Source organism: Streptomyces sp. NPDC048270, assembly GCF_040652335.1.
GTDB lineage: Bacteria > Actinomycetota > Actinomycetes > Streptomycetales > Streptomycetaceae > Streptomyces.
In genome coordinates this window covers 63,514-84,841 of sequence record NZ_JBEZLV010000032.1, presented here as the reverse complement: position 1 = coordinate 84,841, position 21,328 = coordinate 63,514, and the positions used below count along the sequence as shown (strand labels likewise).

Genomic DNA, 21,328 nt, shown 5'->3' with positions numbered 1-21,328 from the left:
GAAGCTAAGCCTTTCAGCGCCGATGGTACTGCAGGGGGGACCCTGTGGGAGAGTAGGACGCCGCCGAACAATCATTGCGGGAAGCCCCGCACCAGCCCTTTCGGGCTCGGTGCGGGGCTTTTCTGCGTTTACGGCTCCATGGCCGGCATTAGGATCTCTGAGCATGAATCAGTACGTGATACGTCCGGTACGGGGCGACGAGTGGGCCAAGGTCAAGGAGCTGCGGATCGTCGCGCTGAAGGACCCGGCGGCTTCGGTGGCGTTCCTCGAGAGCGTGGCGGAGGCCGAGGGCCGGTCCGACGCGTTCTGGCAGGCGCGTGCCGAGGGGGCTTCGCACGGGCGGGCGGCGCGGCAGTTCGTGGCCGAGGGGCCCGGCGGGGAGTGGGCCGGGTCGGTGACGGTGCTGGTCGAGGAGAGCGGTACCACCGACATCTTCGACCAGCACATCGAGCGGGCCCAGGGGCATCTGGTCGGTGTGTTCGTACGGCCGGAGCAGCGCGGGACCGGGCTGACCGAGGGGCTTTTCCAGGCCGCACTGGAGTGGTGCTGGTCGCTGGAGGAGCCGGCGCTGGAGCGCGTACGGCTCTTCGTGCACGGGGAGAACGCGCGGGCCGCGGCCTTCTACCGGCGGTTCGGTTTCGAGGCGACCGGGAACGTGGTGCCCGTGCCGGCGGATCCGTCCGCCAAGGAGCTGGAGTACGCGTTCCCGAGGCCCTGACGGGCCGTGGATTCAGGGGAGGTCTGCTTCCGGCCAGCGGGAGCGGGCCTGCTCGCGGCTGCGGCACAGGGCGAGCAGGGGGAGCGTCTCGTCCGTGAGGAGCTCCGGGAGCTGGGGGATCGGGGCGACCGCGGCGATGTCGTCCAGGACGAGCGTGAGTGGTGGGTCGAGCCGACCGTGGGATGACCGTGCGGCCATGCGGCGGCCGTGCTCGACCACGTCAGCGGCGAGTGCGGTGAGCAAGGGCATCGCACCCGGGTGGGTGCGGGGGTCTTCCAGAGGTTCGCCCACCATGTAGAGGGTGCCCCCCTCGGTGACGAACGAAGCCAATGTGAGCGAATCCGTTCGGTTCGGATTGCAGGCCTCGCGGATGTGGATCGAGGTCAGGCAGGCGAGGGCCCGGGCCGTCAGGTGCTGGGCCAGTTCGCGGCGTTCGGGATGGGCGGTGAGGGCGCTCTCCAGTTCGCCGGCGGCGCCGGGGGCCGCCTGGGGGTGGGTGCGCAGGATGCGGACCGGGTCCTGGGCGCTGTTGCCCTGGGTCCAGCGGTGGAGCTGCTTGAAGGGGCGGTCGTCGAGGGCGGCCGCCTGGAGCCAGCTGCGGAGCAGGGTCTGCGCGGTGTCGGCGACCGCGGCGTCCATCCGGGCCTGGGGCCGTACGGGGGCCAGCAGGGCGATGGCGCGGGCGGCGGCGGTCTCACGGTCGGCGCAGCCCTCGGCCGGGTTCCAGTGCATGCGGGCCGGGGTGTCGCACAGGTGCGAGGGGTCGTAGAGGAGGACCGGGCCGAGTTTGGCGCGGGCGTCCTTGGTCTCGGCCCACAGGGTGGGCGAGGAGGTCGTGATCAGGGCGGCGCCCTCCGCCGCGGCGATGGCCTGGGCGGCCAGCCGCAGGCGCTCGGCGGGGCCGGCGTAGGCCATGCGCGGCTGCGGTGCGGCGAGGGCGGGGGGCGCCGGGGCGTAGCCGAAGCCGTAGCGGTAGGCCTCGTCCGAGGGGGCGGCCGTACGGTCCGCGCGGACGGGGGCGGCGGCTGGTGTGGCCGGTGTGGTCTGGGGTGCGGTGACCGGGGCCGCGGCGAGTGCCTGGGCGGGGGCGGGGACGTAGGGCGGGGCCTTGTGGGCGGTTGCCGGGGCCGGGGCGGGTTCGGCCGCCCGGGTGGGGGGCCGGGGCTCGTGGGCCGGGGCCGCGGGCGGGGGCTCGTACGGTACGGGGGTCTCGGCGGCGGCCTGTCTTGCCAGGGCGCGGCGGGACTTGGTGCGGGCGATCACGCCGATGGCGAAGACGGTGAGGACGAACAGCACCAGGAGCTGGCTGAGGAACAGGCCCCAGAACAGGCCCCAGCCGGAGAGGGCCGCCGGATCGGTGTCGGGCCAGGCGCCCGGGAGGTCGTGCGGTTGCGCTATCAGGGCGCGGACGGCCTCCGGGGTGCGGGTGAAGGTGACCGTGTCCGGCCAGGCGCCCTTGGTGAAGAGCGCGGCTAGGCCGGTTGCCGACCAGACCAGGAGGGCGAGGCCGAGGAGGAAGGCCAGCAGGCCGACCAGCAGGCCGTCCGGCACGCCCCCGGCGCGGGCGGGGGGCTCCGTGCGTCGTGCGTCGTGCATGGTCAGGCCACCGTGGTCGCGGAACCCGGGCCGCCGTTGCCGCGGCGGCGTTCGATGGACAGGGCGCGTTCCTCCGCCTCGAGTTCGGCGGCGAGGAGTTCGTCCGGGAGCTGGTTGGGCACCGAGGACTCGGTCATGGCGCGGTCGGTGTAGACGAGGGGGCGTTCGGCCTCGGTGATCAGGTGTTTGACCACTTGGACGTTGCCGTTGACGTCCCAGACGGCGATGCCGGGGGTGAGGGTGGGGATGATCTCCACCGCCCAGCGGGGCAGGCCGAGGACCAGGCCGGTGGCGCGTGCCTCGTCGGCCTTCTGGGCGTAGATGGTGCGGGTCGAGGCCATCTTCAGGATGGCCGCTGCTTCGCGTGCGGCCGCGCCGTCGACGACGTCGGAGAGGTGGTGGACGACGGCGACGAAGGACAGGCCGAGGCGGCGGCCGAACTTCAGGAGGCGCTGGAACAGCTGGGCGACGAAGGGGCTGTTGATGATGTGCCAGGCCTCTTCGACGAGGAAGATGCGCTTCTTGCGGTCGGGCCGGATCCAGGTGTGCTCCAGCCAGACGCCGACGATCGCCATGAGGATCGGCATCGCGATGGAGTTGCGGTCGATGTGGGAGAGGTCGAAGACGATCAGGGGCGCGTCGAGGTCGATGCCGACGGTGGTCGGGCCGTCGAACATGCCGCGCAGGTCGCCGTCGACGAGGCGGTCGAGGACCAGGGCCACGTCGAGGCCCCAGGCCCGTACGTCGTCTATGTCGACGTTCATCGCGAGGGCGGATTCGGCTTCGGGGTGGCGCAGTTGTTCCACGATGTCGGTGAGGACGGGCTGGCGGTCGCGGATGGCGTCGACGACGTAGGCGTGGGCGACCTTGAGGGCGAAGCCGGCGCGCTCGTCGAGGCCGTGGCCCATGGCGACCTCGATGATGGTCCGGAGCAGCGCGAGCTGTCCGGTCGTGGTGATCGCCGGGTCGAGGGGGTTGAGGCGGATCCCGTCGTCGTTGGCCGCGATGGGGTCCAGGCGGATGGGGGTTATCCCCAGCTGCTGGGCGATGAGGTTCCATTCGCCGACGCCGTCTTCGCCCTGGGCGTCGAGGACGACGACCTGGCGGTCCTTGAAGCGGAGCTGGCGCAGGACGTAGGTCTTCTCCAGGGCGGACTTGCCGTTGCCGGATTCGCCGAGGACCAGCCAGTGGGGGGCCGGGAGCTGTTGGCCGTACAGCTGGAAGGGGTCGTAGATGTACCCCTTGCCGCTGTAGACCTCGCGGCCGATGATGACGCCGGAGTCGCCGAGTCCGGGGGCGGCGGTGGGCAGGTAGACGGCCTGCGCCTGCCCGGTGGAGGTGCGTACGGGCAGGCGCGTGGTTTCGACTTTGCCGAAGAGGAAGCTGGTGAAGGCGTCCGTCAGCGCTGTCATGGGATCTCGCATGGGCGGCACTTCCCTCCAGCTAGCGTCGGATGCCGGTGGCGAACGGCAGGGTGTTGACGAAGGCGCGGTGGTGCTCGCGGTCGCACCATTCGAGCTTCAGGTAGGACTTGCCGGCGGAGGCGCGGATGGTGCGCTTGTCGCGGGCGAGGGCCTCCGGTGAACGCGAGGACACCGTGATGTACCCGACGAGGTTGACCCCGGCAGCGCCGCTGGCGAGATCTTCACCCCTCTGGTCGAGCCGGCCGTGGGCGGCGATGTCGCGGGGGTCCACGGTGCGGTTCATCTTGGCGGCGCGGGAGGCGTCGGCCTCGTCGTTGGTCTTCTCGGTGAGCATCCGCTCGATGGCCACCTCGGTGGGCTCCAGGTCCATGGTGACGGCGACGGTGCGGATGACGTCGGGGGTGTGGACGAGGAGGGGGGCGAGGAAGTTGACGCCGACGGGGGTCATGGGCCATTCCTTCACCCACGCGGTGGCGTGGCACCAGGGGGCGCGGGTGGAGGACTCGCGGGTCTTGGCCTGGAGGTAGGTGGGTTCCACCGCGTCGAGTTCGGCGGGCCAGGCGTTGCGCTTGGTCATGGCCTGGATGTGGTCGATGGGGTGGTCCGGGTCGTACATGGAGTGCACGAGGGAGGCGAGGCGGCCCTGGCCGAGGGGCTGGCGGACGCGGATGTCGGCTTCGGCGAGGCGGGCGCAGATGTCGGTGAGCTCGCGGGCCATGACGATGGCGAGGCCGGCGTCGCGGTCGAGCTTGCGGCCCTTGTGGGGGGTGGCGGCGCGGGCGATGGTGTGGGCCTCGGCGGCGAGTTCGCGGGTGTAGTGCATGCAGGCGACGAGGTAGGCGCGGTGCTGCTCGGAGGAGGTGGACACCATCGACTGGAGCTGGTCGTAGGAGTCGCGCAGCCAGCCGGGGGCCCGGGTGTCGCCGCGCTGGGCGACGTCCTTGGCGTGGGCGTCGGGGTCGGCGGGCAGGGTGCGGGCGAGCATCTGCAGGCGGGTGACGAAGCCGTCGCCATTGGCCACGTGCTTGAGGAGGGTGCCGAAGCGGTCGACGAGGGCTTCTTGGTCCTCGCTGTCGCGCAGGCCGACGCCGGGGCCCTCGATCTCGATGGCGGCGGTGACCGTTCTGCGGTCGGCGTGGAGGAGTACGGCGATCTCGTCGGGGCCGAAGGGGGCGGCGAGCCAGCTGATGCGGCCGATGCCGGGGGGCGGGCCGACCTCGACCTCGCGGCCGGAGCCCCGTACGCCGGCTTCCATGGCGCCCGAGCGGTAGGCCGTGCCGCGGCGCAGGGTGCGCTTGTAGCTGCGGCTGATCTCGAACCAGCGGTAGAAGGTGCGGCCCTTGTACGGGACGTACACGGCGGCGAGCGCGAGCATGGGGAAGCCGGCGAGGCTGACGATGCGCAGGGTGAGGTCGGGGACGAGCAGTCCGCTCATCATGCCGATGAACGCCCCGGCGATGATCAGGGCGATCTCCCCGGTCTCGCGGTTCTTGCCGACGATCGCGTTCGGCCGGGCCCGGCCGATGAGATACGTGCGGCGGGGCGCGACCGGGTGCATCTGGTGGGACTGGGTCGTCAACGCCCGTCACCTCCTGTGTTCCTCGTGCTCGAGCTCGTGCGGGGTGCGGGTGCGGCGGAGGGGACAGATCCGCCGCCGGCGCCGCCGCCGGAGGTGGGGCGGCTGCTGTGGGCGGCCACGCCTCCGGAGAGGGGGTTGGCGGGGCGGGGCGTGCTGCCGCCGCCGTCGCCTCCGCGGTGGGCGCCGCGGCTGCTGTGGGTCTTGATGCCCTGCGAGACGAGGGAGGCGGGGGAGCTGATGACGGCGGCTGCCTGGGCGCCGTCGGTGGCCTTGCTGCGGTTGGAGCGCGCGGAGGCGATCTCGTCGCCGAAGCCGGGGACGAAGCGGTAGATCATCGCGGAGGCGAAGATCGCCAGGAGGATGATGGCGAGGCCGGTGACGACGGCGGAGAAGGCGTCGGGGCCCTTCTCGCCGGCGAGGGCTCCGGCGAGGCCGAGGACGATGACGATGACCGGCTTCACGAGGATGACGGCGATCATGATGCCCGCCCAGCGGCGGACGTGGCCCCAGAGGTTCCGGTCGACGAGGCCCGCGTAGACGACGACGCCGAGGAGGGCGCCGACGTAGAGGAGGGCGGCGCGGATGAACAGCTCGAGGAAGAGGATGCCGGCGGCGAGGACGGTGACGAGGGAGACCACGATCAGCATGATCGGACCGCCGCCGATGTCGTCGCCCTTCTTCAGGGCTTCGGAGAAGGAGCCGAAGAAGACGTCGGTCTGGCCGCCGGCGGCGGAGGCGATGACCTCGGTGACGCCGTCGGTGGCGGAGACGACGGTGTAGAGGATCAGGGGGGTGAAGGCGGAGGCGAGGACGGTGAGCCAGAGGAAGCCGATCGCCTCGGAGAGGGCGGTGGTGAGGGGGACGCCGCGGAGGGCTCGCTTGGCGACGGCGAAGAGCCAGAGGACGAGCGTGAGGATGGTGGAGGCGGCGAAGACGACGGCGTACTGCTTGAGGAAGGTGGCGTTGGTGAAGTCGACGTTGGCGCTGCCGTTGACCGCTTCGCTGAGCTTGCCGACGATCCAGGCGGCGGCGTCGGCGCAGCCCTTGGCCAGGGAGGCGAGGGGGTTGAGGGCGTCGGCGGGGTCGCTGGGCGCCAGGCCTGGGGCGCGGCCGGTCGAGGCGCCTTCGCCGCGCTCGCAGTAGTCCTTGGCGGGGCCTCGGATCAGGTCGCAGGGGTTGTTGCTCGCCTGCGGGCTGGGCGTGGCGCCCGGGGGCGGGGTGGGGGACGGGGTGGGAGCCGCTACCGCGCGGGTAGCCAGGAGTACGGCGATGGTCTGCACGGTCGCCGCGACGGCCGTGAGGGACAGGACGCGATGGTCAGCGCGCATAGGTGAGTCCCCCGAACTGTGACACCGCGGCGGCCATCTCTTCCGCCGAGGCAGCGGCCTGGTCCCGGCCCACCGGAGCGGGGCCGTCCTTCTGCGTGAAGTCCGCGACCCGCCAGTCGCCGTTGAGCCAGCGGAGCTCGAACGTGTTCGTGTACCAGCTCTCGGACACCGGGTTCTTCGAGCCCTCGCCCGCGAGGCCGAACAGTGCCGAGTACCAGACGGAGACGGAGGCGGTGTCGCCGCTGAACTTCTCGACCTTCGTGCCCACCGGGTTCACGCGGGAGATGAAGGTCATTCCCTTGGGGGCCTTGCCGCCGGCCTCGAGTCCGATGCGGGCCAGGAACTCCTGGTCGGCGTAGACCTTGTCGAGATCGCTCTGACGCGAGGCGGCCACGTCGGGCAGGTAGACGCTCTGCACGATGGCGCGTCTGCGGGCAGCGTCGAACATGCCGTCCGAGCTGAGCGCCACGGCGTAGTTGGCCGCGGCCGACTGGGCGCCCTGTTCGTCGTGGGCGAAGCCCTTGGGGATGGTGCCGTTCTTGCCCGGGACCGGGGTCGTGCCCGTTGCGGACGTCGACGTGGTGGACGGGGCGTTGTCCGTGGGGGGTGGGGTGGGGGTGTCCGGGCCCTGGTTCGCGAACGCGATGGCCGCGATCAGGAGGACCACCACGCCGACCACGGTGATGAGGCTGCGGGGGGTGCGCGGGGCGCGGCGGGTGGGGCCGTACGGGTCGGCGGGGGAGTCCGGGAGGCGGGTGCGGGTCTGGCCCGTGCCTCCGTACTGGTCCTCGCTGCTCATTCCGTTTCGGCCCCCTCCGCGTCGTACGACGGTAGTGCTGGTTCCCGCGTAGGTGCGGTGTGGTGATTCCTCATCAGGTCCGGCGGTGCGGCCGCGGTGGACCGGCTAGACGGCCATTCCGTAGACGATGGTGAAGAGGGTGCCCAGCGAGCCGATGATGAAGACGCCCGTGAGGCCGGCCACGATCAGGCCCTTGCCCTGTTCGGCGCTGAACGTGTCGCGCAGGGCGGTCGCGCCGATGCGCTGTTTGGCCGCGCCCCAGATGGCGATGCCCAGGCAGAGGAGGATCGCCACGGCCATGACCACCTCGATCATGACCTTCGCTTCGTTGCCGAGACTGCCGAACGGCCCCCAGTTCGGGGCGATTCCGCCGATGATGGTGGTGATGTCGCCCTTTTCGGCTGCCAGGATCATGTAACTCACCGCCCCTGTATGGGTAGTTCCGGAAGCCCGTGCCCGACGGCAGGGGTCACGCACTATCTTCGCTGATGAAACCGCCGCCGTCGTCGACTTGACGGCTCTCTTTACCCGATCTCCCGGCGTGTGTTCCGCCTCTGCGCTCTGACCTGCGCAGCTGCGGTGTGTATGCGAAAGAACGTATGGTCACTCTGTGTATCACGGGGGGTGACGCCGGGCAATGATTGTCGTCTCGGCGTACGGGGGGTGGGGTGAGTGGCCGCCGTTCGGCTCAGTGGTTGGCGTGTCGTGCGGTGACTTCGGCCCGGTATGTCCGATAGTCCGTCAGTTCTGGGTCCAGTGGGCCGGGCGGGCGAGGTGCGGGGGGATGCGGGTGCCGGGGGAGCCCTGGGCCGCGTTCAGTTGGGCCTGGGTGAGGAAGAGGGCGTCGCGCAGGTCCGCCCCTCGCAGGTCGGCGTCGCGGAAGTCCGCGCCGATGAGGTCGGCCGTGCGGAGGTCGGCGCGGCTGAGGTCGGCGGCGATCAGGTAGGCGCCGCGCAGGTTCGCGCCGCGCAGGTCCGCGCCGGTGAGGCGGGCGCCCATCAGGTCGGCTCCGCGGTGGTTCTTCTTGCGGCCCGGCACTTTGGCCCGGACGAGTTCGCTGGTCTTCAGGAGCAGGGTGTTGATCTTCTGGCGGAGGGCGCCGACGTCCAGGTCCGCGAGGGCGGCCGCGTCCGCGCGGGTGTGCGCGGAGGTTTCCGCCAGGGCGTCCCGGAGCTGTGCGCGGAGGGGGGCGGCGGCCGGGAGGGTCAGGGCCTCGGCGACGTAGAAGAGGAGCTCGTGCAGCTGCCGCATCACCGGGAAGGCGTCGAACATCTCGGCCCGGGTCTCGGGGTGGGTGCGCCAGTCGCGGCCGCCGAAGGTGACCTGGGACACCTGCTGGCCCGCGCCGAAGCAGTCGAAGACGGTGCAGCCCTGGAAGCCCGAGTCGCGCAGCCGGGTGTGGATCCCGCAGCGGAAGTCCGCCCGCAGGTTCTTGCAGGGGGTCCCGGCGGGCTTGTTCACGGCGAAGTCGTTGGACTTGGCGAAGGGGAGGGCGACGCAGCACAGCGCGAAGCAGTTCGAGCAGTCCGCCTGGAGGACGGGGAGGGCCGGGGGCTGGGGGAGGGGCGTGGACACGTGCTCCATTGTCACCGGTCGGGGGCGGTGGGCCGCATCCGGACGGCGGCGGGGGCGTGCCCGGGGCGGGGTTCGCCGGGGGTGCGGCGGTCGGTGCGCGGGGGCCGGGCGAGGTCGGTTCTCGAGCGGGAGAGGAGCGGACGGGCTTGATCCGGGGTGGGCGGAAGGTGAGCATCGGCCCATGACAGAAGTGATCGCAGTCGCCGTCATCACGCTGCTCGCCGTGATCAGTCCCGGCGCGGATTTCGCCATGGTGGTCCGCAACAGCTACCTGTACGGGCGGCCCACCGGGCTGTTCGCCGCCGCCGGGGTCGCGGCGGGTGTCCTGGTCCACGTCTCCTACACGATGCTCGGGGTCGGTCTGCTGATCGCCTCCTCCACCACCCTGTTCACGGTGATCAAGCTGGCGGGGGCGGCCTATCTGGTGTGGATCGGCATACGGACCTTCCGGGCACGGGCCGAGGTGACCGTGGACCTGGAGTCCAAGCCGCGGCTGACCCGGCTCGGGGCGATGCGGTCGGGGTTCCTGACCAATGTGCTCAACCCGAAGACGACGCTGTTCGTGGTGTCGACCTTCACCCAGGTGGTCAACCCGGACACCCCGGTGTGGCAGCAGGCCGGCTACGGGCTGTTCATGTCGGCCGCGCACCTGGGCTGGTTCGGGGCGGTGGCGCTGTTCTTCTCCAACTCCCGGCTGCGGGACCGGATGCTGAAGGCGCAGAAGGCATTGAACCGGGCCATCGGGTCGGTGCTGGTGGGGCTGGGCGTGGGGCTCGGGTTCGCCCGCTGAGGCGAGGGGGGCGGGGGCCGGCGGCCGCCTTTCCCCCCGCTGAGGCGAGGGGTGGCGGGGCCGGCGGCCGCCTTCCCCGGGGCTGGTGGCGCGGGGTTACCTGTGGGTAGCGTGGGTGTCATGGGTGCTGTGGAGGGGTTCTTCGAGCGGGTGGACGCCGGCCGGTTCCTGGCCACGGAGTACACGCGCGGGCCGTGGGACCCGGGTGCGCAGCACGCGGGCCCGCCGGCCGCGCTGCTCGGCCGGGCCGTCGAGGAGCGGTCGGACGCCCGCGCCGGCATGCGGATCGCCCGGATCACGTACGAGATCCTGCGGCCGGTGCCGATCGGCGCCCTGGAGGTCGCCACCAGCGTGCTGCGGGCGGGCCGCGGTACCGAGGTGGTCGAGGCCTCCCTCACTCCGGCGGGCGGGGCGGCGCCGGTGATGGTGGCGCGGGCCCTGCGCATCAGGGTGGCCGAGGAGGCGGTGCCGGCCGTGGTGCCGGGGCCGCAGGTGCCGCCGCCCGGGGAGGCCGGGGCGGTGCCGTTCTTCCCGGTGCCGTGGGAGGCCGGCTACCACACGGCCATGGAGGCTCGGTTCACCGAGGGCGCCTTCGTGGAGCTGGGGCCCGGCACCTGCTGGATGCGGATGAGGGTCCCGCTCGTGGCCGGGGAGGAGATCCGTCCGCTGGACCGGGTGCTGGTCGCCGCGGACTCCGGCAACGGCATCAGCTCCGTGCTGGACTACGGCCGGTTCGTCTTCGTCAACGGTGATCTGACGGTCCATCTGCACCGCCATCCGGTCGGCGAGTGGGCCTGTGGAATCCCGTACCGCCGTGGACGCGGCCGGCATCGGCCTGGTCGATGCCCGGCTGCACGACGAGAAGGGCCCCATCGGGCGCAGCGCGCAGAGCTTGTTCGTCGCTCCGCGGTAGTGCGTGCCCCCGGCCGCCGCCCGTGCGGACTGGACGGTGGACTTCGGCGGCGTCGAGGATGGGTCGGTGACGCGCGCCGCATCGACTGTTCGGGTCTCCGAGCGGGGTGGCGGGGCGTGCGACACGGCCGAATCACACGTTGAAGTGACGGGGATGGGGGAGGGTTGACGGGTGCGCAGATTCTGGATGGCCGGTGGGATCGGGATCGGGCTGTGTCTGACCTTCGTGGCGCTGCTCGTCGTGGGGACGTACTCGGCCGCCGCGGGCCTGGTCGGGGCCGCCGGGGCGGGCGGCCGTGCCGTGGGGCTCGCGAAGGGGGCGGTGCCCGCCAAGTACCAGGCGCTGGTGGAGAAGTGGGGCAATCTGTGCCCGGCCATCAACCCGGCGCTGCTCGCCGCCCAGCTGTACTCGGAGAGCGGCTGGAACCCGAGCGCGGTCAGCCCGGCGGACGCGCGCGGCATCGCGCAGTTCATCCCGGGTACGTGGGCGGGCCACGGCATCGACGGCGACGGGGACGGGGACCGGGACATCTGGGACCCGAGCGATGCGATCCCCTCGGCGGCCTCGTACGACTGCCAGCTGGCCAAGGACGTGGCGGGCGTGCCGGGTGACGCGACGTCGAACATGCTGGCCGCCTACAACGCGGGGGCCTACGCGGTCATCAAGTACGGGGGCGTGCCGCCGTACAAGGAGACCCAGGGCTACGTGAAGACGATCACGACGCTCGCGAAGAGCTTCGCCCGGCCCGTCGGGCGGGTCGCTCCCTCGCAACAGGCCGCCGGGGCCATCTACTTCGCGCAGAAGCAGCTGGGCACGCCGTACCTGTGGGGCGGCAACGGGACGCCCGACCAGGACGGGCGCTTCGACTGCTCGGGGCTGACGAAGGCCGCGTACGAGACGGTCGGCATCCAGCTGCCGCGCGTGGCGAACGACCAGTACAACGCCGGTCCGCATCCTTCGCGGGACCAACTGCTCCCCGGCGACCTGGTGTTCTTCTCCGATGATCTGACGAATTCGCGGGAGATTCGGCACGTCGGGCTGTACGTGGGGGGCGGCTACATGATCAACGCCCCGTACACCGGCGCCGTGATCCGCTTCGATAAGATCGACACGCCTGACTACTTCGGTGCGACGCGTGTGACGAAGGACGGTGCGGAGGCTCTTCCGGAGCGAGTTGGGGCGAGCCGGGCGCCCTAGCCACGCTCCGTTAAGCCCAGGCCCTGAGCTGCGACGACGAGTCTCTCTTCGATAACGTTGCAGTGATCATTCGGTGGAGAGTGGAACGTAGTTGCCAGAACGGGCGTTCCATGGACACGGGGGTTGGTCAAGCGGGGGGCGAAGGGGCGCACACCGGCGTGCGCCCGCAGGGGAACCACGGCAAGGGCAAGGGGCCGCATCACCATGGCTGGACTCACGACCGGTGGGCCGAATGTGGATGTCAGCCTGCTGTACGAGATCAACGGACTGGCCCTGCGCGCGCCGGACTGGGTGGACCGCTCGGTCGGACTGGTCGGTGAGTACGGGATTCCGCTGGCCCTGGTGCTGCTGGTCCTGTGGTGCTGGCGCGGTGCCCGCCGCCAGGACGAGAGCACGGCCGTCGAGTCCTTCGCGGCGCTGGTGTGGGCCCCGCTCGCGGCCGGACTGGCGCTGCTCGTGAGCGCGCCGCTGCGCGAATTCGTGGGGCGGCCGCGGCCGTTCCGGGCGCACGAGGGGCTCCAGGTGCTCGACACCGGTGCCGGGGCCCGCTTCGGAGCCGAACTGGCGGGCGCCGACTTCTCCTTCGTCAGCGGCCACGCCACCCTCGCGATGGCGCTGGGCGTGGGCCTGTTCGTCGCCCACCGCAGGCTCGGGCTCCTCGGGATCGCCCTGGCCGTCGCCGAAGGCTTCTGCCGGGTGTACGCGGGCGTCCACTACCCCACCGACGTCATCGGCGGGTTCGCGCTCGGCACCGCCGTCGTGCTGGTGCTCGCGCCGCTCGCGATGGCGCTGCTCACCCCGGTGGTGCGGGCGGTCGCCGGCTCCCCGCGCCTGGGACGTCTCGTACGGGCCAAGGACCGGGTGCTGCCCCTGCCGGTCGACCTGACGCAGGCCCAGGCCCCGTCGGCCGGACAGCGGCCGCACGAGAGCGACCTCGCCGCCTAGCGCCTTGCGGGTCCGGGCCGGCCGGGCGGAGGTCTAGGACGGGTTCCACACCGAGAGCAGCAGGGCCACCACGAGGCACAGGCCCGCCGCGCCGAAGAACAGGCGGACCGCCGTCGGGCGGGGCCGGGGGGTCACCGGTCGCTGCCGTCGGGGTCGGTCTCGGTGTCGCGGCGGTAGCGGGAGCGCAGCCACAGGCCGGTCGCCACGGCCGCGGCGGCGGTGAGCCCGATGGCCAGCGCCACGTCGGCCGGCCCGTCCGCCGAGCCGACCGGCCGGGCCCAGGCCGCCGCGGCCGGGGTCAGCGAGAGGAGCAGGGCCCAGAGAAGGGCCGCGAGGCGGGCTGCGGGTCCTGGCATGACTCAAGGGCATCCGCTCCGGCGGGCCCCGGCCAGCCGGGCCGTCCGAACGGGCGACCTCCGGGCCGCCGCCGCCCGGCGGGGCCGTGCCGGCCGCCCGCGCTGTCCCCGGTGCCTCGGCTACCCCGCGCTGTGCCGGGCGGCGTCCTTGCGGGCCAGGTCGCGGGAGCGGCGGGCCGGCCCCTTCCAGCCGCAGGTGCAGACGGCCAGGCAGAACGAGCCCCGGTCGGCGGTGGAGGTGGTGTGCCCGGCGGTGGGCGGCTGTGGCCGGTGCGGCACGGAGGAGGGAAGCGGAAGGGCGAGGGGCGCTCTCATGTGCGGGTCCACCCGTCCACGGTACCTGGGCCGGACCGGGTCGTGGAGCCGTGTGGCCGTGACGGGAAACCCTCGACCTCGTTAACCGGAGCGGGTGGGGGCCTCGGGCAAACAGCGGTCATGCGTTGGGGGTTGGCAGGCGATGGTGGTGCACCAGCACAGGCGGCCGCGCGAGCGTGCGGGTGGGGCGGTGCTCGCCGTCGGCGTCACCCTGGCGGTCACGGCGATGGGCGGGTGCGCGGGCCCCGGCGGCGACGACCGGCCCCCCGCCGACGCGGCGGCGGTGGTCCGCGGGGCCGCCGACGCGCTGACGAGGACGGGCAGCGCCCGGGCCCGTACGGCCATGGAGATGGCCACCGGCGGGACCAGGGTCACGATCCGCGGCGAGGGCGGCGTCGACTTCAAGAACCGGATGGGCCAGCTGCTGGTGATGCTCCCGGCCGATGTGAAGGGCAAGGCCGAGCACCGGCCCATCACCGAGCTGCTGGTGCCGGGCGCGCTCTACATGAAGAACCGGGGCGCGGGCGTGCCCGACGACAAGTGGGTCCGGGTCGACACGACGACCCTCGCCGACGGGAACCTGGTCACCGGCGGGGCCACCGATCCGCTGGTCGCGGCCGAGCTGCTGCGCGGCGTGCGGGAGGTCACGTACGTCGGGGAGACCGAGGTGGCCGGCACCAAGGTGCGGCACTACCGGGGGACCACCGACATCGGACGGGCCGCGGGGAGCGCGTCGGCGGAGGTCCGGGGGGCGCTGGAGGCGGCGGCGAAAGGGTTCAGCAAGGACACCGTGCCGTTCGACGCCTACCTGGACGAGGAGGGGCGGCTGCGGAAGGTCCGCCACCGGTTCACGTACGTCAACAATGGCGTGATCGATGTCTCGTCGACCACGCTGCTGTACGGATTCGGGACGCCGGTGACCGTCGTATTGCCCGCAAGCGGGGACATTTACGCCGGGAAGATCGCCGAGTAGCGGTGCGGTCGGGCCATGGCCGGTATCCGGAAATGGTCCATCCGTGTCATGCGCCGCGGCCCGTGTCCTCCCTACGCTGAGAAGTCGAGCGCCGAAGACCGAAGACGGCAGATTGAGGTGACACGCGTGACTCCCGCAGGCGGTACGACGGTGCAGGATCATGTGGCGCTCGCCGAGATCGAGCTCTGCGGCGAGTTGATCATCGCGGCCTCGGCGGCCGCGGAGGAGCGGCTCAGCCAGGACCGGATCGACGAGGTCCTGATGGGCATCTGGTCGGGCTGACCGCTGACGGCGCCCCCTGGAGCGCCCGCTCCGGACCGGCCCCGGACCGCTGACCCCCGGCCGTGGGCGGGGTCAGGTGCGCAGCAGGCGGGCGATGGCCTTGGTGGCCTCCTCGACCTTCGCGTCGATCTCCCCGCCGCCCTTCACGGCCGCGTCGGCCACGCAGTGGCGCAGGTGCTCCTCGAGGAGCTGGAGGGCGAAGGACTGGAGCGCCTTCGTGCTCGCCGAGACCTGGGTGAGTATGTCGATGCAGTAGACGTCCTCGTCGACGAGCCGCTGGAGGCCGCGGATCTGGCCCTCGATCCGGCGCAGCCGCTTGAGGTGCTCGTCCTTCTGGTGGTGGTAGCCGTGGACGGCGCCGCCGTCGGGGGAGCCCTCCGCCTCGATGGTCGTCATGCGTCCTCCCGTGGTCCGGAACGAGGGGTGCATACCCCTCATGGGTATAGGGTACTGGGCCCTGGCCGCGGGGGCAGGGGTCCGTGGTCCTCACTCTGCCTGATGGAGGACACTGGGGAACTGCCGGTTAGCCGTGGCCGGGGGATGCGCCTAGCATCAGCCTGACCGAATCCAATGCACCCCGAGGACCTCACGTGCGATTTCGTCTGACCCCCAGGGAGACGAGCTTCTACGACATGTTCGCCGCATCCGCGGACAACATCGTCACGGGCTCCAAGCTCCTGATGGAACTGCTCGGAGCGGACTCCTCCGCCCGGGTCGAGATCGCGGAGCGGATGCGGGCTGCGGAGCACGCGGGAGACGACGCGACCCACGCGATCTTCCACCAGCTCAACTCCTCCTTCATCACGCCGTTCGACCGCGAGGACATCTACAACCTGGCCTCGTCCCTCGACGACATCATGGACTTCATGGAGGAGGCCGTCGACCTGGTCGTCCTCTACAACGTGGAGGAGCTCCCCAAGGGCGTCGAGCAGCAGATCGAGGTGCTGGCGCGGGCGGCCGAGCTGACCGCCGAGGCCATGCCGCACCTGCGGACGATGGACAACCTCACCGAGTACTGGATCGAGGTCAACCGCCTCGAGAACCAGGCGGACCAGATCCACCGCAAGCTGCTCGCCCAGCTCTTCAACGGCAAGTACGACGCCATCGAGGTGCTGAAGCTCAAGCAGATCGTCGACGTGCTCGAAGAGGCGGCCGACGCGTTCGAGCACGTTGCGAACACGGTGGAGACCATCGCGGTCAAGGAGTCCTGAACCTCGTGGACACCTTCGCTCTGGTCGTGACCATCGGTGTCGCGCTCGGCTTTACGTATACGAATGGTTTTCACGACTCCGCGAACGCGATCGCGACCTCCGTCTCGACGCGGGCGCTGACCCCGCGCGCGGCGCTGGCGATGGCCGCCGTGATGAACCTCGCCGGCGCCTTCCTGGGCAGCGGGGTCGCCAAGACGGTCAGCAAGGGCCTGATCGAGACCCCCCACGGCAACCGGGGGATGTGGATCCTCTTCGCGGCGCTGGTCGGCGCGATCGTCTGGAACCTGATCACCTGGTACTTCGGTCTGCCGTCGTCCTCCTCGCACGCGCTGTTCGGCGGCATGGTGGGTGCGGCGCTGGCCGGTGGCATCGGGGTGCTGTGGGACGGCGTGGTCGACAAGGTCGTCATCCCGATGTTCGTGTCGCCGGTGGTCGGCCTCGTCGCCGGCTACCTGGTGATGGTGGTCATCCTGTGGATGTTCCGCCGCGCCAACCCGCACAAGGCCAAGCGCGGCTTCCGTATCGCGCAGACGGTCTCGGCGGCGGCCATGGCGCTGGGCCACGGCCTGCAGGACGCGCAGAAGACCATGGGCATCGTGGTGATGGCGCTGGTCATCGCCGATGTGCAGACCGCGGACGCCGCGATCCCGATCTGGGTCAAGATCGCCTGCGCCGTGATGCTGTCGCTGGGCACGTACGCCGGCGGCTGGCGCATCATGCGCACGCTCGGCCGCAAGATCATCGAGCTGGACCCGCCGCAGGGCTTCGCGGCCGAGACCACCGGTGCCTCGATCATGTTCGGCTCGGCGTTCCTCTTCCACGCCCCGATCTCCACCACCCACGTGATCACCTCGGCGATCATGGGCGTGGGCGCGACCAAGCGGGTGAACGCGGTGCGCTGGGGCGTCGCCAAGAACATCATCCTGGGCTGGTTCATCACGATGCCGGCCGCGGCCCTGGTGGCCGCGGTCAGCTTCTGGATCGTGAACCTGGCCTTCGTCTAGGACGCGCACGAAAGCGGGCCGGCTCCCCCCACCCAGGGGGAGCCGGCCCTTTTCTTTCTTTCGCCTTGCGGTGGCACCGCCATGCAGCACCGCAGGACGTCTGGCCGCGCGGCAGGGCCGCGCGGAGTCTCGCCGGCTCAGCCGAAGCGGCCCGAGATGTAGTCCTCGGTCGCCTGGACGGACGGGTTGGAGAAGATCCGGTCGGTGTCGTCGATCTCGATGAGCTTGCCGGGCTGGCCGACCGCGGAGAGGTTGAAGAAGGCGGTGCGGTCCGAGACGCGGGCCGCCTGCTGCATGTTGTGCGTCACGATGACGATCGTGAAGCGCTCCTTGAGCTCGCCGATCAGGTCCTCGATGGCGAGGGTGGAGATCGGGTCGAGGGCCGAGCAGGGCTCGTCCATCAGCAGGACCTGCGGCTCGACCGCGATGGCGCGGGCGATGCACAGACGCTGCTGCTGGCCGCCGGAGAGGCCGGAGCCGGGCTTGTTCAGGCGGTCCTTGACCTCGTTCCAGAGGTTGGCGCCCTGGAGGGACTTCTCCACGACGTCCGAGAGTTCGGACTTCTTGAAGGAGCCGTTCAGGCGCAGGCCCGCCGCCACGTTGTCGAAGATCGACATGGTGGGGAAGGGGTTCGGACGCTGGAAGACCATGCCGACCGTGCGGCGGACCGCGACGGGGTCCACGCCGGCGCCGTACAGGTTCTCGTCGTCCAGGAGCACCTTGCCCTCGACGCGGCCGCCGGGGGTGACCTCGTGCATGCGGTTCAGGGTGCGCAGGAAGGTGGACTTGCCGCAGCCGGACGGGCCGATGAAGGCGGTCACGGAGCGGGGCTCCACGGTCATCGAGATGTCATCGATGGCCTTGTGGCTGCCGTAGAAGGCGGACAGTCCGCTGACGTCGATTCGCTTCGCCATGAGGGGTCACTTCGCTTTCATACAGTCGCGTCAGCGACCGGTCTTCGGGGCCTTCCAGCGGGCGATGCCGCGGGCCACCAGATTGAGGATCATGACGAAGGCGATCAGTACGAGCGCTGCGGCCCATGCCCGGTCGTAGGAGGCTTCACTGCCGACCTTGTACTGCTCCCAAATGTAGAGGGGGAGCGAGGACTGGGCGCCTTCGAAGGGGTTGCCGTTGATGAGCTGGGAGCCGAAGACCAGCAGCATGATCGGCGCGGTCTCACCGGCGATGCGCGCCACGGCCAGCATGACACCGGTGGAGATGCCGCCGATGGCGGTGGGGAGCACGACCTTGAGGATCATGCGCCACTTCGGCACGCCGAGCGCCAGGGCGGCCTCGCGCAGCTCGTTCGGGACGAGCTTGAGCATCTCCTCGGTGGAGCGGACCACGACCGGCATCATCAGGATCGACAGGGCCATGGCGCCGGCGAAGCCGGAGGGGCCGAAGCCGAGCATCAGGTTCCAGGTCGTCAGGATGAACAGGCCCGCGACGATGGAGGGGATGCCGGTCATGACGTCGACGAAGAAGGTCACGGCCCTGGCGAGCGAGCCCTTGCCGTACTCGACCAGGTAGACGGCGGTCAGCAGGCCGATGGGCGCGGCGATCAGGGTGGCCAGGGCGACCTGCTCGATGGTGCCGAGCAGGGCGTGGTAGACGCCGCCGCCCTGGTCGAAGCTGGTCACGCCGTTCATCGAGTGGCTGAGGAAGTTGCCGTCGAGGAGCCCGATGCCGCGGCTGACGGTGGTCCACATCAGGGACAGCAGCGGGATGACCGCGAGGACGAAGCAGACCCACACGACGGAGGTCGCGACGCGGTCCTTGGCCTGGCGGCGGTTCTCGATGACCGAGCTGGCGGTGTACGTGATGGCGACGAAGAGCAGGGCCGCGATCAGACCCCACTGGACCTTGCTGTGGAGGCCGAAGACGAGGCCGGCGCCGCTGCCGAGGGCGAGCGAGAGGACCGCGATGCCGGTCGGGGCCCAGCGGGGCAGGCCGCCCCGGGTGAGGGTGGAGGGGGCGGCGGACTTCGGGGCCCGGGCGGGCCGCTGGTCCTGGAGTGCGTGGCTCATCAGGCGTTCGCCCCCGAGAAGTCCTTGCGGCGAGCGATGATCAGGCGGGCTGCACCGTTGACCAGCAGGGTGAGCAGGAAGAGGACCAGACCGGAGGCGATCAGCGCGTCCCGGCCGAACTCGTTGGCCTCGTCGAACTTCGCCGCGATGTTCTGCGCGAAGGTGCCGCCGCCCGGGTTGAGGACGTGGAACGAGATCAGGAAGCTCGGGGACAGGACGGTCGCGACGGCCATGGTCTCGCCGAGCGCGCGGCCGAGGCCGAGCATCGAGGCGGAGATGACACCGGAGCGGCCGAAGGGCAGCACGGACATCCGGATGACCTCCCAGCGGGTCGCGCCGAGGGCCAGGGCGGCCTCCTCGTTCATGCGCGGGACCTGGAGGAAGACCTCGCGGCTGACGCTGGTCACGATCGGCAGGATCATGATCGCGAGCAGGATGCCGACGGTGAACAGCGAGCGGGCCACGCCGATCTGGGTCTTCTCGAAGACGTAGGTCCAGCCCAGGTACTCGTCGAGCCACAGGTTCAGGCCCGCCAGGTGCGGGACGAGGAACAGGGCTCCCCAGATGCCGTAGATGATCGACGGCACGGCGGCCAGCAGGTCGACCACGTAGGCGAGGGGCGCGGCCAGCTTGCGCGGCGCGTAGTGCGAGATGAACAGGGCGATGCCGACGGCGATCGGAACCGCGATGACCATCGCGATGATCGAGCTGACGACGGTGCCGAAGAGCAGGACGGCGATGCCGAAGACGGGCGGGTTGGCCGACGCGTTCCAGTCGAAGGTGGTGAGGAAGTTCCCCTCGTTCTTCGACAGGGCGATCGTGGCGCGGTAGGTGAGGAAGGCGGCGATCGACGCCATGATCACCAGAAGCAGGATGCCGGAGCCCTTGGAGAGCCCGGCGAAGATCTTGTCACCGGCGCGGCCGGTGGATCCCTTGCTCCTGGAGACAGGCGGAGCCGTGTCTATCTGGGTGGGTGTGGTGGAAGCCATGGTCTTTCCGGTCTGTGTGGGGGGCAGGCCCCCTGGCGGCGGTGCACCGGATCCCCCCGGGTGGAGGGGGAGGGTTCTCGGGCGCCGGGCGGACCGGATCGGGATCCGCCCGGCGCCGAGAGGGTCGGGAACTAGCCGAGCTTGGCGACGGCCTCGCGGACCTTGGCGTTGATCTCGGCCGGGATCGGCGCGTAGCCGTTCTCGAGGAGTACCTTCTGGCCCGCGTCGGACGCGGTGTAGTTCAGGAAGGACTTCACGGTCGGCAGGGTCTCCGCCTTGTTGCCCTTGTCGCAGACGACCTCGTAGGTCACCAGGACGAGCGGGTAGGCGCCCTCGGCCTTGGTGGTGTAGTCCAGCTTCAGGGCCAGGTCGGAGCCGGAGCCGGCGATCTTGGCGGCGGCGATGGCCTTGGAGGCGTTCTCGCCGGTGGCCTTGACCGGGGCGGCGGCGCCCGTGTTCAGGTCGACCGTCTTGATGCCCTGCGAGCTGGCGAAGGAGAGCTCGAAGTAGCCGATCGAGCCGTCGACCTGCTTGACCTGGGCGGCGACACCGGCGGAGCCGGACGCGGCCTGGCCGCCCGGGGCGGCCCACTTCTTCGCGGCCTCGTGCGGCCAGGCGTCGGGGGCGGCGGCCTTCAGGTACTTGGTGACGTTCTCGGTGGTGCCGGAGTCGTCAGAGCGGTGGAAGGCCTGGATCGCGGTCGAGGGAAGCGTGACGCCGGGGTTCAGCTTCTTGATCGCCTCGTCGTCCCACTTCTTGATCTTGTCGTTGAAGATGTTGGCGATCGTGGCGGCGTCGAGGTTCAGCTTGTCCACGCCGGCGACGTTGAAGCCGAGGGCGACGGGGCCGCCGACCATCGGCAGGTTGATGCCCTGGCCGCCGGTGCAGATCTTCTTCGACTCCTCGACCTGCTCCGGCTTCAGCGCCGAGTCGGAGCCGGCGAAACCGACGGTGCCCTGGTTGAAGGCGACGATGCCCTCACCGGAGGAGGAGGACTTGTAGTTCACCTCGACGCCGGGGCAGGCGGCCATGTAGTTCTTCACCCACAGCTCGACCGCGTTCTTCTGCGCGGAGGAGCCCGAGGCCAGGAGCTTGCCCTTGGCGTCGTCGCACTTGATGTCGCCGGCGGCGGCGGCGGAGGGCTTCGCGGTGCCGTCGGTGTTCTTCGTGTTGTCGTCCGAGCCGCACGCCGTGAGGACCAGGGCGCCGGACACGACAAGCGCCCCGAGGGCGGAGGCACGAAGCATGTTCTTGCGCTGAAGCTTCACTTTCGGGTGTTCCTTCCAGAAGCCGCCGGCCGCTTTCTG

At 70.9% G+C, this 21,328-nt stretch carries 23 protein-coding genes; 9 read left to right on the top strand and 14 right to left on the bottom strand.

Annotated features, from left to right (window positions below; all coding sequences use genetic code 11):
* Positions 1 to 163: 163 nt before the first annotated feature.
* Positions 164 to 718, top strand: coding sequence for a GNAT family N-acetyltransferase (locus tag AB0D66_RS25505; protein ID WP_362307832.1), 555 nt, complete (start codon positions 164 to 166; stop codon positions 716 to 718).
* A 12-nt stretch (positions 719 to 730) separates the two neighbouring features.
* Here the strand turns inward: AB0D66_RS25505 and AB0D66_RS25500 are convergent, their stop codons facing one another.
* From AB0D66_RS25500 to AB0D66_RS25470, 7 genes are all read right to left on the bottom strand, one after another.
* Positions 731 to 2,314, bottom strand: a complete 1,584-nt coding sequence (locus tag AB0D66_RS25500; RefSeq protein ID WP_362307829.1) for a type VI secretion protein — start codon at positions 2,312 to 2,314, stop codon at positions 731 to 733.
* Between the two features lie 2 nt (positions 2,315 to 2,316).
* Positions 2,317 to 3,738 (bottom strand): ATP-binding protein, encoded by a 1,422-nt coding sequence (locus tag AB0D66_RS25495; protein WP_362307826.1) that lies wholly within the window; start codon positions 3,736 to 3,738, stop codon positions 2,317 to 2,319.
* Positions 3,739 to 3,757: 19 nt separating this feature from the next.
* The gene (locus tag AB0D66_RS25490; protein WP_362307823.1) at positions 3,758 to 5,317 is read right to left on the bottom strand and encodes an SCO6880 family protein; all 1,560 of its coding nucleotides are present in this window, start codon (positions 5,315 to 5,317) and stop codon (positions 3,758 to 3,760) included.
* Positions 5,314 to 6,645, bottom strand: coding sequence for a hypothetical protein (locus tag AB0D66_RS25485; RefSeq protein ID WP_362307820.1), 1,332 nt, complete (start codon positions 6,643 to 6,645; stop codon positions 5,314 to 5,316). Before AB0D66_RS25485 ends, AB0D66_RS25490 begins: the two co-directional genes overlap by 4 nt.
* Positions 6,635 to 7,444, bottom strand: coding sequence for a hypothetical protein (locus tag AB0D66_RS25480; protein ID WP_362307818.1), 810 nt, complete (start codon positions 7,442 to 7,444; stop codon positions 6,635 to 6,637). Before AB0D66_RS25480 ends, AB0D66_RS25485 begins: the two co-directional genes overlap by 11 nt.
* 105 nt (positions 7,445 to 7,549) lie before the next feature.
* Positions 7,550 to 7,858 carry a hypothetical protein gene (locus AB0D66_RS25475; protein ID WP_008742356.1) on the bottom strand — a complete coding sequence of 103 codons (309 nt, stop codon included), beginning with the start codon at positions 7,856 to 7,858 and terminating at the stop codon, positions 7,550 to 7,552.
* A gap of 327 nt (positions 7,859 to 8,185) precedes the next feature.
* Positions 8,186 to 9,028, bottom strand: coding sequence for a pentapeptide repeat-containing protein (locus AB0D66_RS25470; RefSeq protein ID WP_362307856.1), 843 nt, complete (start codon positions 9,026 to 9,028; stop codon positions 8,186 to 8,188).
* A 172-nt stretch (positions 9,029 to 9,200) separates the two neighbouring features.
* Here AB0D66_RS25470 and AB0D66_RS25465 point away from each other — a divergent pair, with 172 nt between their 5' ends.
* From AB0D66_RS25465 to AB0D66_RS25450, 4 genes are all read left to right on the top strand, one after another.
* Positions 9,201 to 9,809 carry a LysE family transporter gene (locus AB0D66_RS25465; protein ID WP_362307815.1) on the top strand — a complete coding sequence of 203 codons (609 nt, stop codon included), beginning with the start codon at positions 9,201 to 9,203 and terminating at the stop codon, positions 9,807 to 9,809.
* 120 nt (positions 9,810 to 9,929) lie between these two features.
* Positions 9,930 to 10,865 carry a thioesterase family protein gene (locus AB0D66_RS25460; protein WP_362307812.1) on the top strand — a complete coding sequence of 312 codons (936 nt, stop codon included), beginning with the start codon at positions 9,930 to 9,932 and terminating at the stop codon, positions 10,863 to 10,865.
* Positions 10,866 to 10,908: 43 nt separating this feature from the next.
* Positions 10,909 to 11,919, top strand: a complete 1,011-nt coding sequence (locus tag AB0D66_RS25455; protein WP_362307853.1) for an NlpC/P60 family protein — start codon at positions 10,909 to 10,911, stop codon at positions 11,917 to 11,919.
* 204 nt (positions 11,920 to 12,123) lie between these two features.
* Positions 12,124 to 12,864 (top strand): phosphatase PAP2 family protein, encoded by a 741-nt coding sequence (locus tag AB0D66_RS25450; protein WP_362307809.1) that lies wholly within the window; start codon positions 12,124 to 12,126, stop codon positions 12,862 to 12,864.
* A 131-nt stretch (positions 12,865 to 12,995) separates the two neighbouring features.
* Here AB0D66_RS25450 and AB0D66_RS25445 read toward each other — a convergent pair whose 3' ends face one another.
* Both AB0D66_RS25445 and AB0D66_RS25440 read right to left on the bottom strand, forming a co-directional pair.
* Positions 12,996 to 13,220 carry a hypothetical protein gene (locus AB0D66_RS25445; protein WP_362307806.1) on the bottom strand — a complete coding sequence of 75 codons (225 nt, stop codon included), beginning with the start codon at positions 13,218 to 13,220 and terminating at the stop codon, positions 12,996 to 12,998.
* Between the two features lie 120 nt (positions 13,221 to 13,340).
* A complete protein-coding gene (locus AB0D66_RS25440) occupies positions 13,341 to 13,535 on the bottom strand; it encodes a hypothetical protein (protein WP_362307803.1) in 195 nt (64 codons plus the stop codon).
* A 142-nt stretch (positions 13,536 to 13,677) separates the two neighbouring features.
* Here AB0D66_RS25440 and AB0D66_RS25435 point away from each other — a divergent pair, with 142 nt between their 5' ends.
* Complete coding sequence (locus AB0D66_RS25435; protein WP_362307800.1) at positions 13,678 to 14,508, top strand: hypothetical protein; 831 nt, start codon at positions 13,678 to 13,680, stop codon at positions 14,506 to 14,508.
* Between the two features lie 126 nt (positions 14,509 to 14,634).
* Complete coding sequence (locus AB0D66_RS25430; protein WP_199808149.1) at positions 14,635 to 14,790, top strand: hypothetical protein; 156 nt, start codon at positions 14,635 to 14,637, stop codon at positions 14,788 to 14,790.
* A 72-nt stretch (positions 14,791 to 14,862) separates the two neighbouring features.
* Here the strand turns inward: AB0D66_RS25430 and AB0D66_RS25425 are convergent, their stop codons facing one another.
* Positions 14,863 to 15,186, bottom strand: a complete 324-nt coding sequence (locus tag AB0D66_RS25425; protein WP_069921238.1) for a metal-sensitive transcriptional regulator — start codon at positions 15,184 to 15,186, stop codon at positions 14,863 to 14,865.
* A gap of 194 nt (positions 15,187 to 15,380) precedes the next feature.
* On the opposite strand from AB0D66_RS25425, the gene AB0D66_RS25420 reads away from it, so the two are divergent.
* Together AB0D66_RS25420 and AB0D66_RS25415 are read left to right on the top strand one after the other, a co-directional pair.
* Positions 15,381 to 16,001, top strand: coding sequence for a DUF47 family protein (locus tag AB0D66_RS25420; RefSeq protein ID WP_033225924.1), 621 nt, complete (start codon positions 15,381 to 15,383; stop codon positions 15,999 to 16,001).
* A 5-nt stretch (positions 16,002 to 16,006) separates the two neighbouring features.
* Entirely contained in the window at positions 16,007 to 17,005 is a 999-nt protein-coding gene (locus AB0D66_RS25415) for an inorganic phosphate transporter (RefSeq protein WP_362307795.1), read from the top strand.
* 137 nt (positions 17,006 to 17,142) lie between these two features.
* Here AB0D66_RS25415 and pstB read toward each other — a convergent pair whose 3' ends face one another.
* From pstB to pstS, 4 genes are all read right to left on the bottom strand, one after another.
* Entirely contained in the window at positions 17,143 to 17,919 is a 777-nt protein-coding gene (gene pstB / locus AB0D66_RS25410; RefSeq protein ID WP_069921240.1) for a phosphate ABC transporter ATP-binding protein PstB, read from the bottom strand.
* Between the two features lie 30 nt (positions 17,920 to 17,949).
* The gene (gene pstA, locus AB0D66_RS25405) at positions 17,950 to 19,032 is read right to left on the bottom strand and encodes a phosphate ABC transporter permease PstA (protein ID WP_362307791.1); all 1,083 of its coding nucleotides are present in this window, start codon (positions 19,030 to 19,032) and stop codon (positions 17,950 to 17,952) included.
* The gene (pstC, locus tag AB0D66_RS25400) at positions 19,032 to 20,021 is read right to left on the bottom strand and encodes a phosphate ABC transporter permease subunit PstC (RefSeq protein WP_362307788.1); all 990 of its coding nucleotides are present in this window, start codon (positions 20,019 to 20,021) and stop codon (positions 19,032 to 19,034) included. Before pstC ends, pstA begins: the two co-directional genes overlap by 1 nt.
* 131 nt (positions 20,022 to 20,152) lie before the next feature.
* The gene (pstS, locus tag AB0D66_RS25395) at positions 20,153 to 21,289 is read right to left on the bottom strand and encodes a phosphate ABC transporter substrate-binding protein PstS (RefSeq protein WP_362307785.1); all 1,137 of its coding nucleotides are present in this window, start codon (positions 21,287 to 21,289) and stop codon (positions 20,153 to 20,155) included.
* Between the last annotated feature and the right edge of the window lie 39 nt (positions 21,290 to 21,328).